Genomic DNA, 12689 nt, shown 5'->3' with positions numbered 1-12689 from the left:
CCCCCGCTGCCTCCGCCACTCTACCCACGGGGTTCCCTCGGCGCCGTCAGATGTTTATAAGAGCCGGGGCCGGCGCCGTCCGCGCTGGGCGACCGCCGTGGCGGTCCCGGCGAGCCTGCTGGTCGGGGCCGGCCTCGGTGCCGTCGCCGTCCGCCAGACGGAGCCGGCCGAGACCGTCGCCGCCGCCGCGGACCTGGAGCCCCTGCCCGGGTGGTCCGACACCGGCGCCGCCGTGCTGCTGGACCGGGACGGCGAGCTCGAGCTGCAGGTCGACCTGCCCACGCCGCCGGCCGGCGACGGCTTCTACGAGGTGTGGCTGCTGGGCACCGACTCCGGGGCCGTGGCCCTGGGCGTGCTGGAGAGCGGCAGCGGCCGGTTCCCGGTGCCGGCCGGGGTGGACCTGGCCGCCTACGGCACCGTCGACGTCTCCCGCGAGCCGCTGGACGGCGACCCCGCGCACTCGACCGACTCGGTGGCCCGGGGCGCGCTCACCTGAGCCGGTACCGGGAAGATGGCCGGGTGAGCGACCTCCCCCTCCCCGACCTCGGCGCGGCCTGGCGGGCCGCCCGGCCCCGGCCGGCCGGCGTCCACCTGGACTCCGCGGCGTGCAGCCGGCAGTCGGTGAAGGTGCTGGACGCCGTCGCCCACCACGCGCGGCACGAGGCGGAGGTCGGCGGCTACTACGCCGAGGAGTCCGCCGGGATGCTGCTGCAGCAGGGCCGGTCGGTGCTCGCCGGGCTGGTCGGCATGGCCGCCGCCGACGTCTCGTTCACCGAGAGCGCGTCGTCGTCGATCCGCATCCTGCTCGACGCCTGGCGCCCACCGGCCGGGTCCCGGGTCGCTGTCGTGCCCGGGGAGTACCACGGCAACCTCGCCGCGCTGGCCCACCACGGGCTCACTGCGCAGGTCCTGGCCGCCGACGAGCTGGGCCGGGTGGACGTCGAGGCGCTGGGCCGGCTGCTGCGCAGCGACCCGCCCGCCGCGGTGCACCTGACCGCGGTCGCCAGCCACCGCGCCGTCGTCCAGCCGTGGGTCGAGGTGTCTCGCCTGTGCCGGGCCACCGGGGTGCCGCTGCTGGTGGACGCCGCCCAGGCGCTGGGCCAGGTCGACTGCGACATCCCCGCCGACGTCGTCTACGGCACCTCCCGCAAGTGGCTGGCCGGCCCGCGCGGCGTGGGCTTCCTGGTCACCCGACCGGCGTTCCGGGCCGGGCTCACCCCGGTGCAGGGCGACCCGACCGACGCGCTGTCCTACGAGACGCACGACGCCCACGTCGCCGGCCGGGTCGGCCTGGTGCTGGCGATCGGCGAGCACCTGGCCGCCGGGCCGGCCGCCGTCCGCACCCGGCTGGCCGGCATCGGCCGGGCCGTGCGCGAGCAGCTCGCCGAGGTGCCCGGCTGGCGGGTGGTGGAGCCGGTGGACGAGCCGACCGCCGCCACCACCCTGGCCGGGCCGGACGTCGCCGACACCCACGCCCGGCTGCGCGCCGAGCACGGCATCGTCACCACCCTGTGCCTGCCCGCCCGGGCGCCCGGCGAGCTGACCGAGCCGGTGCTGCGGGTCTCGCCGCACCTGGACGTCACCGAGGCGGAGATCCAGGTGCTGGCCTCGGCACTGCGGTCGAGTGTGACCGACCTGCCCGGCTGATCAATCGGCGCATGTGGACGGCGGATCTATTCGTCTCGAGCTGCGGTCCGCCGGGACGGCGGCAGCCCCCGACGGACCATGAACTCCACCGGACCTTCCATCCCTACAGCTTCCATCACGATTCCGTCGTTCTGAGCCGGCCAGACCCGGAATACCTCGTCCACGAAGCCCTGACCCACTTCTTCGACACCGGAGAAGTCGACCCTGATGCGGGAGAAGCGCTCTAGGCCTCGGAGGAGCCGCTTAGCCTCGGACCGACTGACGAAGCGGACGCCGAACCCGAACAACCGGACCGTCGTCTTCGTTGTGCTGAACACGTGGTCGTCGTCGGTGTACTCCTTGAAGACATCGATGAGCGCCCGCGTGGTCGCCGGGTCCAGCTCCCAACGAATACGGGTCCCGGCCGTTACGTCGCTCAAACCGACAGCCTGGTCCTGACGGACGTTGTCCACCGTCCAGGCGATGCCCTCCGACTCCAGCGTGAAGATGTCGACCGCCTTGGACGTGAAGAAGATTCCTTCGCCTGTGTGCCGTTCAGGGTCCGTCGTCGTCTTGCCCTTCGTGAGCTCAGCCAAGGCGTCGTACAGGTCGTCGAGGCCGAAGACGTCGCGGATGTGAGAAAGCGCCCCTCGGCCGTTGTCCCGGATCTCGAAACGGGATTCGACTCGTCCCAACCAGGCGGACACGACGACCTTGCTCCCCTGCGAGTGGTCCAGGGCATTGTTGAGCATCTCGGTAAGTGCATAGCTGACGATCGACCGAGCTTCTGTGCCGAGTTGATCCTGTGCATCCGACGCGAACTCTCGCCAGATGGCGTCCTCCCGCACACCGGGGATCGCCACCTCGCGGGCCCACGTCGGCGCTGACCATCGAGCCCCGACAGGGACCTGCAGAGACGTCCGTGCAAGAGCGCTCCGCACCGCTCCGGGATCGAAAACTCGATGGCCTCCAGGCGAGCGTTCCGCCGGTAGCGTGCCCGAATCAGCCATCTGCCGGATCTGGGACAGCGACAGCCCGAACTCTCGGCTGATGTCTCCGATACGTACGAGTCGACCCACAGATAAGAATCTACGGTAGATCGCAGATTTCTGCATGCGCGAGCAACCCGGAATCTCCAGTATTCAGGAGATTCTGCGAGCTGCGGGGCCCGAGAACCTCATCGTCGAGGAAGGTTCTCAAGGATCCCGAGTTCAAGACTTGAGGCCTGCGTGGCTGTCCTGGTGCTCCACGTGGCCGCGACAAGTCTGGAGCATCAGTCCGGGGCTGACCTCGGCTGTGACACCCGGAATCCTCCGCGCGGCAGAGATCCACGTGGTGGCTCGCCCTGCGGCAAGGCTCAGGACAGCCGGGTCAGACCGGGTGCAGGCGGCGGGTGCCGAAGGCGTGCAGCTCGACCCGCGGGCCGGGGACGACGGGGGCGGCGGGTGCCGGCGGCGTCGTCCGCAGGTCGGCGAGCCGGACGCCGTGCCGGTCGGCCAGCTCCCCCAGCTCGCGCAGCGCCCGCGGGTCCAGGGTCTCCCCGACGCTGAGCAGGCCCGGCAGCCGGTCGGGCTCGGTGGCCTGCACGAAGGACAGCAGGATCGTCTCGGCCAGGCAGGCGAAGGTGACCCCGGCCGGCAGCCCGTAGCGCATGTCGAAGTCCGACCCGGCCGGGATCTCGATCAGCCCGCCGGCGAAGACGGCGACGTCCGGGCGGGCGGCGACCACCCCGGGGGTGATGTTCGTCGGCTGGGAGACGTCGCAGACGATCGCCCCCGGCGCGAGGTCGTCGGCCCCGAGCAGCGCCTCGGGCGACGAGCTGGCGGTGATGACCACACCGGCGCGGCGGGCCGCGGCCCGGGCGTCGGTGCTCAGCTCGACCGCGGTCACCCGCCCGGGGTGCGCGTCGAGGGCGGCCTGCACCTGCACCGCGGTCTGCTCCAGCCGGCGGGTCGTCGTGCCCGGCCGGCCGACCAGCAGCAACCGGTCCACCTCGCCGGCCAGCGCGGTGGACAGCGCCCGGCCGATCGACCCACCGGCCCCGACGACCGCGACGGTCGCCCCCGCCAGGTCCAGCCCGCGCTCGTCGGCGGCCCGCCGGACCGCGCGGAGCGCGGCGGCGGAGGTGAAGGCGTTGCCGGTGGTGACCGGGACCGGCGAGGGCCGCAGCCGGACGGCGTTGCGGGTGACGATGGAGGTGTAGGCACCCAGCCCGACCAGCTGTGCGCCGCGCTCGACGGACAGGTCGACGGCGGCCTGGATCGCCGCCACCGCCCGCGGGCCGGGCAGGGCCAGCAGGTGCGCCGCGGTGTAGGGCACCGCGATCAGCTCGCCGGACACCTCGACCCCCTCGGCCGACCGCACCGTGCCGCTGCCGACGGTGAGCGTGAGCGGGTTGAGCTCGGAGGCCGCGGCCTGGAAGCGCTGCATGAGCGCGGACCGGCGGTCGGCCGGCAGCGCCCACAGCGAGGTGTCGAAGTCGGCCAGACCCGCGTCGTCGGTGGGGTGCACGACGAAGCCGAACCGGGCGGCACCGCGCTCGGGGCGGGAGGGCCGCCGGGCGCGGTCCAGCGGGCGGTTCCGCGGGCCGGGGACCTCGGCGGCCGGGACGCCGACCAGGTGACCGAGGAGCCGGGCGGTGTCCCCGACGGCGACCAGGGCCAGCGCTCGGTCCAGCGCGGCCAGCAGCCGGTCGCACTCGGCGGCGGACACCGTCAGCGCGGGCTCGACCCGCAGCACCCGGTGGCCGAACAGCGTCGGGGCGACCCGGATGCCCTCGACCTGCAGCAGGTAGCTGGTCACGGCGAGGGGCAGGTTGCCGCCGTCGGCCAGGGCACCGACCAGGCCCTGGTCCCCGGCCAGGTCGAGGGAGTCCGACAGCTCCAGGCCCAGGAGCAGGCCGCGGCCGCGGACGTCGGTGACGACCTGCGGGTACCGCCGTCCCAGGGCCTCCAGGCCGTCGCGGAGCTGCGCGCCGCGGGCCCGCACGCCCTCCAGCAGGCCGTCGGCGGTGAGCCGGTCCAGCGTCGCCAGGCCGACGCGGCAGGCCAACGTGCCGCCGGCGAACGTCGAGGTGTGCCGCAGGGCGAACGACTCGGTGGTCAGCGCGGACCGGCTGAGCACGGCACCGATCGGCACCAGCCCGCCGCCCAGGGCCTTGGCCAGCGTGAGGACGTCGGGGGCCACGCCGTCGGCGGTGCAGCCGAACAGCTCACCGGTGCGGCCCAGGCCGGTCTGCACCTCGTCGAGCACGAGGAGCGCGCCGAACTCGTCGCACAGCTCCCGCAGCCCTGCCAGGTAGCCGGCCGGGGCCTCGCGGACCCCGCCCTCGCCCTGGATGGGCTCCACCAGGACCGCGGCGACGCGGTCCTCGGCAGCGGCCATCCGGTCGCGCATGGCGGCCAGGTCGCCCCAGGCCACCCAGTCGAAGCCGGTGGCGGGGGCGCCGAAACCGGCCTGGTAGTCCGGCCGGCCGGTGGCCGAGAGCGCGCCCAGGGTCTTGCCGTGGAAGCCCATGGTGGTGGCCAGCACCAGCAGCCGACCGGTGGCCGAGCGGGCGATCTTGATCGCCGCCTCGACCGCCTCGGCGCCGCTGTTGGCGAAGGTGACGCGGTCCAGCCCGGCGGGGGCCAGCTCGACCAGCCGGGCGGCCAGCTCACCGGCCGCGGCCGGCACCGACGGCTGCACGAAGGACGGCTCGCCGGTGTCCCGGACGGCGGCCACGGCCGCCCAGATGGCCGGGTCGTTGTGCCCGAAGGGCAGCGCCCCGTAGGCGCCGGCGAAGTCCAGGTAGCTGCGGCCGGCCGCGTCGGTGAGCGTCGTCCCCGAGCCGCCGGTGAAGGTGACGTCCAGCGCCAGCGCGCCCAGCAGCCGGGCCAGCGGCGGGTTCACGTGGTCGCGGTATCCGGCCGGTCCGGACGGGTGTGCTGCACGTACTGGGGAGCCGATCACCCCATGATCGTGACGCTCCGCAGTCAGATCAGGAAGGGTGTTCCCCCTCTCGTGACCGTCCGTCACCCGATCGGTGGTGCCGACCGTCACCACCTGCGAGGAGACGCCGATCGATCACGCTCGGTGATCTACTGAACGATGGCGTGTCGCAACCCGTCAGCGAGGATCGTCGACCGCGCGCTGCAGCGCCGCCCGACCGGCGTCGGTCGCGCGGCCCCACAACCGCAGCCGGGCCATGCCGCCGTCGGGGAAGACGTCCAGCCGGACGGCGACCACCCCCGGGGCGTCGGGCACCAGGAACCGGTGCCGGGTGTCGGGCTGCAGCGGGGTGCGGGGCAGCAGCTCGACCTCGGTGCCGTCGGCGGTCCGCCCGGTCAGCGCCGCGGACCCCGGCGCGTTGCCCAGGAACCAGGAGGTGTCCAGCTCGGCCACCGCGACCACGCCCTCGCAGGCCAGCTGCACGTCGACCCAGTCGTTGCCCCCGTCGCGGCGCCGGGCGTTCTCCCCCCCGCCGCCCATGTTCGCGGCGTCGCCGCGGCCCAGCAGCTGGTGCGGGCTGCCGTAGAAGGCGTTGCTGACCGCGGTCCCCCGCCCGCCGTTCTCCAGCGCGGCCAGGTCGAACGGGCCGGCGTCGAGGAACCGGGGGTCGGGGACGGCGGTGCCGTGCACCCGGAAGCGGGCCACCCCGCCGTCGGGGTGGATGGTCAGCCGCACGTGGGTGACCCGCCGGCCCGGCTCGACGGCGAAGGCGTTGGCGGTGCCCCCGGCGAGGTCGACCCGGTCCAGCAGCGGCTGCCAGTCCGCGGCGGCCAGCTCGGCGACCGACGGGTGGCCGTCGACCGCAGCGGCCTGCACGGAGGCCTGGGGCGGGTAGTTGCCCAGGAAGAACGCGGTGTCCACGACGACCCCGGCGACCACGCCGGGCATGCCCAGCCGCACGACGGCCCAGTCCTCGCCCGGCTCGCGGCGGCGCCGGGTCTCCCAGCCGTCGTACTCCTTGCCCTTGTGCCCGAAGTCCGGCCGGGCGACCGCCGGCCAGGGCAGCACCAGGTTCTCCCGCGCGGCGAAGAACTCGTCGTTGGCCGCGACCACTGCACCGCCCTGGGCCCGGTTCGCGAGGTCGGGCAGCTGGGTCCAGTCCGGTGCGGTCACCCCCTCACCCTGGCAGAGGGGTCCCGGTCGAGCAGTCGACCCCGCGGCGGCCCGCCGTCGAGCACCTCGCCGCGCAGCCAGACCCGGCGGACCACCCCGGTGAGCTCGCGCCCGGCGTAGGGGGTGACCGGGTTCTTGTGCTGCAGCCGGCCCACGGTCGCGGTGGCGTCGGGGGCGAAGGCGACCAGGTCGGCGTCCCGACCGACGGCGATCGCGCCCTTGGCCGACAGCCCGGCCAGCGCGGCCGGCGCGGCCGACATCAGCTCCACGACCCGGGTCAGCGCCATCCCGCGGGCGCGGGCGCCGGTCCACACCGCGGGCAGGGTGACCTGGAGACCGGCGATGCCGCCCCAGGCGAGCCCGAAGTCCCCGACGTCGAGGCGCTTGAGCGCCGGGGTGCACGGCGAGTGGTCGCTCACGACCAGGTCGACGTCGCCGTCGGCCAGGGCCTGCCACAGGGCCTCGCGGTGGGCGGCCTCCCGGATCGGCGGGCAGCACTTGAACGCGGTGTCGCCGTCGGGCACCTCGTCGGCGGCGAAGGTCAGGTAGTGCGGGCAGGTCTCGACGGTGATCCGCACGCCGTCGGCCCGGGCCCGGCGCAGCAGCGGCAGCGCACCCCCGTCGGCCAGGTGGACCACGTGCACCCGGGCGCCCGTGTCGGCCGCGGCGGCGACCAGGCGCGCGATGGCCGTCTCCTCGGCCGCGGGCGGGCGCGAGGCCAGGAAGCCCGCGTAGCTGCGCCCGGTCGGGTCCGGGGCGGCGGCGATGGTCTCCTCGTCCTCGCAGTGCGCGATGAGCAGCCCGTCGACGGCAGCCAGCTCGGCCAGCGCGGTGCGCAGCCCGGCGTCGTCCAGCGGCGGGAACTCGGGCACCCCGCTGTCGAGCAGGAAGCACTTGAACCCCACCACCCCGGCCTCGAGCATCGGCCGCAGCTCACCGGCGTTGCCGGGCACCGCCCCGCCCCAGAAGGCGACGTCGACGGACACCTGCCCCTGCGCGACGGCCCGCTTGGCCGCCAGGCCCGCGCGGCTGGTGGTCGGCGGGATCGAGTTCAGCGGCATGTCCACGATCGTGGTGATGCCCCCGGCCGCGGCCGCGCGGGTCGCGCTGGCGAACCCCTCCCACTCGGTGCGGCCGGGGTCGTTCACGTGCACGTGGCTGTCGACCAGCCCCGGCAGCAGCACCTCGTCGTCCTCGAGCGTGGTGGCGTCGTCCGGGGCGTCGTCGAAGGCGGTCAGCGCGGTGATCCGGCCGTCCTCGACGTGGACGGCGGCCGGCCGCTCGCCCTCGGGCAGCACGACGCGGCGGGCACGGACGATCACGACAGGACCTCCTCGACCGGTGGCACGCCCTCCAGCAGGGCCAGCCCGGCCCGGGTGCCGGCGAGCCGGTCACCCCAGGCCGAGGCCACCCAACCACGGTCCAGCGGCAGCCGGACCGCGTCCTCGCCGGTCACCCGGGCCGCGGCCCGCCCGAGGTGCACGGTGCTCGCCCACGCCCGGGGCGCCACCGGCGGCAGCCAGGCCGCGGCGCCGGGTCCCAGCGCCACGGTGGTGTGCAGCACCGGGACGCCGGCCCGCGTCACCCGGGTCGTCCCGGTCCAGCGGCCGGGCTCCTCGCCGGTGCGCCCCAGCTGGACCAGCTCCGCGGCGGTCAGCTCGGCGTCCTCGTCCAGCTCGGCGTGCAGCACCGCCCGGTGGTGGGCGCCGGCGGTGACGACGGTGGGCTCGGGCTGCAGGTCCAGCACACCGGCGACCTCGGCGTGCACCCGCTGCACCGACGGCGGGGACTCCCCCCGGGCCGGGAGCACGACGGCGGCGGCCACCGTGCGCACGGCCAGCCGGGCGCCGGCCTCGACGACCAGCCGGACCACGGCGTCGTCCCCGCCCAGCGGCCCGAACGCGGTCGCCACCAGGTGCACCGTCGTCGGCCCGGTGCGCCGCACGGCGAGCTGCCCGCTGGCCCGGACGACGGGCAGCACGGTGCGGCCGCCCGGTCCGGCCCGGGCGACCACCTCGACCAGCGTCCTCACGCGTGCGCGGCCACCCGGGCCCGGACCTGGGCCCGCACCCAGTCGGCCACCTCCGTGGCGGCGGGGTCCTCGCGCAGGGAGATCAGGAAGGTCGGCTTCCCGGCGCGGACGGCGGCGGAGTCCCGGCGCATGACGTCCAGGTCGGCCCCGACCAGCGGTGCCAGGTCGGTCTTGTTCACCACGAGCAGGTCCGAGGCGGTGACCCCGGGGCCGCCCTTGCGCGGCACCTTGTCCCCGCCGGCCACGTCGACCACGAAGATCTGCACGTCGACCAGGCCGTAGCTGAACGAGGCGGTGAGGTTGTCCCCGCCGGACTCCACGAGCACCAGCTCGAGGCCGGGGTGGCGGCCCTCCAGCAGCTCTACGGCGTCCAGGTTGGCGGTGATGTCGTCGCGGATGGCGGTGTGCGGGCAGCAGCCGGTCTGCACCGCCTCGATCCGGTCGTCGGGCAGCACGGCGTTGCGGCGCAGGAAGTCGGCGTCCTCGGTCGTGTAGATGTCGTTGGTGACGACGGCGAGGTCGTACTCCTGCCCCAGCGTGCGGCACAGGGCCGCGGCCAGCGCCGTCTTGCCCGAGCCCACCGGACCGCCCAGGCCCACCCGCAGCGGGCCGTGCCGGTGGCCGCGGGCAGCCGGGTCGTCGTAGGGGTCCACGTAGTCGTCCAGGACGTGGTCAGGCGGCACGGGAGCTCCAGTCGTCAGGGGGTTCGGGGCGGGTTCAGGAAGCGAAGAACCGGTCCGTCCGGTCGGCGTGCACCTCGGCGAGCAGGTCCAGGAGGGGGTCGGTGCCGGCCGGCAGCCAGCCGTCGGCGTCGGGCACGGCGGCGGCGGACACCTCGTCGACGGCGTCGCCCAGGCGGGCGGTCACCACGGCGACGGTGATCGGGTCCATCGCCAGCAGCCGCTGGGCCGCCGTGGCCGGACCGGTGATGGACAGGTAGGCCGCCGCGGCGGCGGCGTCGCCCGGGGCCAGGCCGGCCACCGCGGCGGCCACCCCCAGGGCGAGCGGGTGGTGCGGGTGGGCTGGCAGGTCGTCCCACACCGGGTCGGGCCAGGCCCGGCGGCCGACCCGGACCAGCCCGCGGCCCTGCTGCCGGGAGGCCGCCCGCAGCGCCGGGGACGGCGTCCGCGCCTCGGCCTCCCTGTCCAGCGCGCGGAGCGCCGCGACCCGGTCCCCAGCCGGCGCGGGGGCCGCACCGGTCCGCGGCCCGCCGGCGGTGCGGCAGGCGGCCGCGGCCAGACCGGCCGCCGTGCTGCCCGAGGTGGTCAGCCGCCGGCGGAGGAAGGTCTCCAGGCTGCGCGGGTCGGACACCACGCCGGCGGCGATGGCCTGCTCCACGCCGCCGGAGTGCGTGTGGCCACCGGCCGGCAACCGGGAGTCGGCGAGCGCGAGCAGGGCTGCGGTCATCTCAGAACAGGAAGTAGCGCTGGGCCATGGGCAGCTCGGCGACCGGCTCGGGCTCCCACACCTCGCCATCGACGGACACCGTGAAGGTGTCCGGGTCGACCCGGATGTCGGGCAGCGCGGTGTTCTCCGGCATGTCGGCCTTGCCCAGCCGGCTGGTGTCGGTGACCGCCACCAGCCGGCGGTCGACGGCCAACCGGTCGGGGAGCCCGGCGTCGAGGGCGGCCTGGGCCACGAAGTGCAGCGAGGTCTGCGCCGGGACCTTGCCGTAGGCGCCGAACATCGGTCGCGGGTAGACCGGCTGCGGCGTCGGGATGGAGGCGTTGGCGTCGCCCATCTGGCCCCAGGCGATCATCCCGCCCTTGAGCACGACGTGCGGCCGGACCCCGAAGGTCTTCGGGTCCCACAGCACCAGGTCGGCCAGCTTGCCCGGCTCCACCGAGCCGACCTCGCCGTCGATGCCGTGCGCGACCGCCGGGCAGATCGTGTACTTGGCGACGTAGCGGCGGGCCCGGGCGTTGTCCGCCGCGCCGTCCCCGGCCAGCGACCCGCGGCGGCGCTTCATCACGTGCGCGGTCTGCCAGGTGCGCATCACCACCTCACCGACCCGGCCCATCGCCTGGGCGTCCGAGCCGATCATCGAGATCGCGCCCAGGTCGTGCAGCAGGTCCTCGGCGGCGATCGTCGTGGGCCGGATCCGGCTCTCGGCGAACGCGAGGTCCTCGGGCACCGAGCTGTCCAGGTGGTGGCAGACCATGAGCATGTCGAGGTGCTCGTCGAGGGTGTTCACGGTGTGCGGCCGGGTCGGGTTCGTGCTGCTGGGCAGCACGTTCGGGTGCCCGGCGACGGTGATGATGTCCGGTGCGTGCCCGCCCCCGGCCCCCTCGGTGTGGTAGGCGTGGATGCTCCGGCCGGCGATCGCGGCCAGGGTGTCCTCGACGAACCCGGCCTCGTTGAGGGTGTCCGAGTGCAGCGCGACCGGCACGCCGTGCCGGCCGGCGACGGTGAGCGCGGCGTCGATCGCCGCCGGGGTGGAGCCCCAGTCCTCGTGCAGCTTGAAGCCGCTGGCCCCGGCCCGCAGCTGCTCCTCCAGGGAGGCGTGCGAGACGGTGTTGCCCTTGCCGAGCAGCGCGACGTTCACCGGCCAGACGTCCATCGACTCGAGCATCCGGGCCAGGTACCAGTCGCCGGGGGTGATCGTGGTGGCCTTGGAGCCCTCGGCCGGACCCGTGCCGCCGCCGATCAGCGTGGTGACGCCGGACCCCAGCGCGGTGGGCACGATCTGCGGGCAGATGAAGTGCACGTGGCAGTCGATGCCGCCGGCGGTGAGGATCTTGCCGTTGCCGGCGAGCACCTCGGTGGCCGGGCCGATGACCAGGTCGGGGTGGACGCCGTCCATGGTGTCGGGGTTGCCGGCCTTGCCCAGCGCCACGATCCGGCCGTCGCGGATGCCGACGTCGGCCTTGACCACGCCCCAGTGGTCGAGCACGACCGCGCCGGTGATGACCAGGTCGGGGGCACCCTCGGCCCGGGTCGCCCGACCCTGGCCCATCGACTCCCGGATGACCTTGCCGCCGCCGAAGACCGCCTCCTCGCCGGCCAGGCCAGGCCCGCCGGAGCGGTCCTCGGTGACCTCGATCAGCAGGTCGGTGTCGGCCAGCCGGATCCGGTCGCCGGTGGTCGGGCCGTACAGCTGCGCGTAGCGCTCGCGGGACAACCGGACCATCAGCCCAGACCCCCTTCTGCGGTCAGCCCGGGGACGACGCGGGCGCCGGCCAACGGGACGAGGACGACGGTCTGCTCGATGCCCGGCTCGAACCGGACCGCGGTGCCGGCGGCGATGTCGAGGCGGTGACCGTGCGCGGCGGCGCGGTCGAAGACGAGCGCGGTGTTGGTCTGGGCGAAGTGGAAGTGCGAGCCGACCTGGACCGGCCGGTCGCCGCTGTTGACCACCTCGAGCTCGACCCGCGGCACGCCGGGCAGGGTCTCGATCCAGCCCTCGGCCGGGATGACCTCGCCGGGCACGGCCCCGTGCAGGTCCCCGCTCGCGGGCCCCGCTCGATGATCCCGTTCGCTGGCGCTCACGGGATGGGGTGGTGGACGGTCACCAGCTTGGTCCCGTCCGGGAAGGTCGCCTCCACCTGCACCTCCTCGAGCATCTCGGGCACGCCGTCCATGACGTCGTCGCGGGAGAGCACGGTGCGCCCGCTCTGCATGAGCTCGGTGACCAGGACGCCGTCCCGGGCGCCCTCCAGCACGTGGTCGCTGACCAGCGCGGTGGCCTCCGGGAGGTTGAGCTTCAGGCCCCGGGCCTGCCGCCTGCGGGCCAGCTCGGCGGCATAGCTGAGCAGCAGCCGTTCCTGCTCGTGCGGGGTCAGGTGCACCGCTGTCCGCCCTCCGTCGTCGGTGCCCGGGACGCTAGCCCGGGGGTGTGACAGGCGTGTTGCCCATCCCCCTCTTGCGCCGAGAGGCTCGGCACTTCTATGGTTCGCTACATGAGTAACGAACCAACGAGCTACCCGGC

General features: G+C 74.9%; 12 protein-coding genes. 2 read left to right on the top strand and 10 right to left on the bottom strand.

Features of this window, described 5'->3' with window-relative positions; translation table 11 throughout:
• Both LFA75_RS12360 and egtE read left to right on the top strand, forming a co-directional pair.
• Positions 1 to 496 (top strand): anti-sigma factor (locus LFA75_RS12360; RefSeq protein WP_225233935.1); only part of this gene is annotated, 496 nt, incomplete at its 5' end.
• Between the two features lie 23 nt (positions 497 to 519).
• On the top strand, positions 520 to 1647 hold the full coding sequence (gene egtE / locus LFA75_RS12355) for an ergothioneine biosynthesis PLP-dependent enzyme EgtE (RefSeq protein ID WP_225233934.1): 1128 nt from the start codon (positions 520 to 522) through the stop codon (positions 1645 to 1647).
• 26 nt (positions 1648 to 1673) lie between these two features.
• Here egtE and LFA75_RS12350 read toward each other — a convergent pair whose 3' ends face one another.
• The 10 genes from LFA75_RS12350 to LFA75_RS12305 all read right to left on the bottom strand — a co-directional run bounded on the left by LFA75_RS12350 (position 1674) and on the right by LFA75_RS12305 (position 12549).
• Positions 1674 to 2489: an STAS-like domain-containing protein gene (locus tag LFA75_RS12350; RefSeq protein ID WP_225233933.1), complete on the bottom strand. Its 816-nt coding sequence runs from the start codon at positions 2487 to 2489 to the stop codon at positions 1674 to 1676.
• Positions 2490 to 2997: 508 nt separating this feature from the next.
• On the bottom strand, positions 2998 to 5517 hold the full coding sequence (locus LFA75_RS12345; RefSeq protein WP_225233932.1) for an aminotransferase class III-fold pyridoxal phosphate-dependent enzyme: 2520 nt from the start codon (positions 5515 to 5517) through the stop codon (positions 2998 to 3000).
• A gap of 216 nt (positions 5518 to 5733) precedes the next feature.
• Complete coding sequence (gene alc / locus LFA75_RS12340) at positions 5734 to 6729, bottom strand: allantoicase (protein WP_225233931.1); 996 nt, start codon at positions 6727 to 6729, stop codon at positions 5734 to 5736.
• Positions 6726 to 8051 carry an allantoinase AllB gene (allB, locus tag LFA75_RS12335; protein ID WP_225233930.1) on the bottom strand — a complete coding sequence of 442 codons (1326 nt, stop codon included), beginning with the start codon at positions 8049 to 8051 and terminating at the stop codon, positions 6726 to 6728. The genes alc and allB overlap by 4 nt, the downstream gene beginning before the upstream one ends.
• Positions 8048 to 8761: an urease accessory protein UreD gene (locus tag LFA75_RS12330; RefSeq protein ID WP_225233929.1), complete on the bottom strand. Its 714-nt coding sequence runs from the start codon at positions 8759 to 8761 to the stop codon at positions 8048 to 8050. Before LFA75_RS12330 ends, allB begins: the two co-directional genes overlap by 4 nt.
• Positions 8758 to 9444 (bottom strand): urease accessory protein UreG, encoded by a 687-nt coding sequence (ureG, locus tag LFA75_RS12325; RefSeq protein ID WP_225233928.1) that lies wholly within the window; start codon positions 9442 to 9444, stop codon positions 8758 to 8760. Before ureG ends, LFA75_RS12330 begins: the two co-directional genes overlap by 4 nt.
• A gap of 34 nt (positions 9445 to 9478) precedes the next feature.
• The gene (locus tag LFA75_RS12320; protein WP_225233927.1) at positions 9479 to 10168 is read right to left on the bottom strand and encodes an urease accessory protein UreF; all 690 of its coding nucleotides are present in this window, start codon (positions 10166 to 10168) and stop codon (positions 9479 to 9481) included.
• Position 10169: 1 nt separating this feature from the next.
• The gene (locus LFA75_RS12315; protein ID WP_225233926.1) at positions 10170 to 11891 is read right to left on the bottom strand and encodes an urease subunit alpha; all 1722 of its coding nucleotides are present in this window, start codon (positions 11889 to 11891) and stop codon (positions 10170 to 10172) included.
• Positions 11891 to 12250 carry an urease subunit beta gene (locus LFA75_RS12310; RefSeq protein ID WP_225233925.1) on the bottom strand — a complete coding sequence of 120 codons (360 nt, stop codon included), beginning with the start codon at positions 12248 to 12250 and terminating at the stop codon, positions 11891 to 11893. Before LFA75_RS12310 ends, LFA75_RS12315 begins: the two co-directional genes overlap by 1 nt.
• Positions 12247 to 12549 (bottom strand): urease subunit gamma, encoded by a 303-nt coding sequence (locus LFA75_RS12305; RefSeq protein ID WP_225233924.1) that lies wholly within the window; start codon positions 12547 to 12549, stop codon positions 12247 to 12249. Before LFA75_RS12305 ends, LFA75_RS12310 begins: the two co-directional genes overlap by 4 nt.
• Between the last annotated feature and the right edge of the window lie 140 nt (positions 12550 to 12689).

It is taken from the genome of Klenkia terrae (assembly GCF_900491935.1).
GTDB lineage: Bacteria > Actinomycetota > Actinomycetes > Mycobacteriales > Geodermatophilaceae > Klenkia > Klenkia terrae.
This window is presented reverse-complemented; position numbering and strand designations above follow the sequence as displayed.

Excerpts from the sequence above, each read along its gene's own strand:
- LFA75_RS12320 (WP_225233927.1), bottom strand. The coding sequence starts at position 10,168 with ATGACCGCAGCCCTGCTCGCGCTCGCCGACTCCCGGTTGCCGGCCGGT.
- LFA75_RS12315 (WP_225233926.1), bottom strand. The coding sequence starts at position 11,891 with ATGGTCCGGTTGTCCCGCGAGCGCTACGCGCAGCTGTACGGCCCGACC.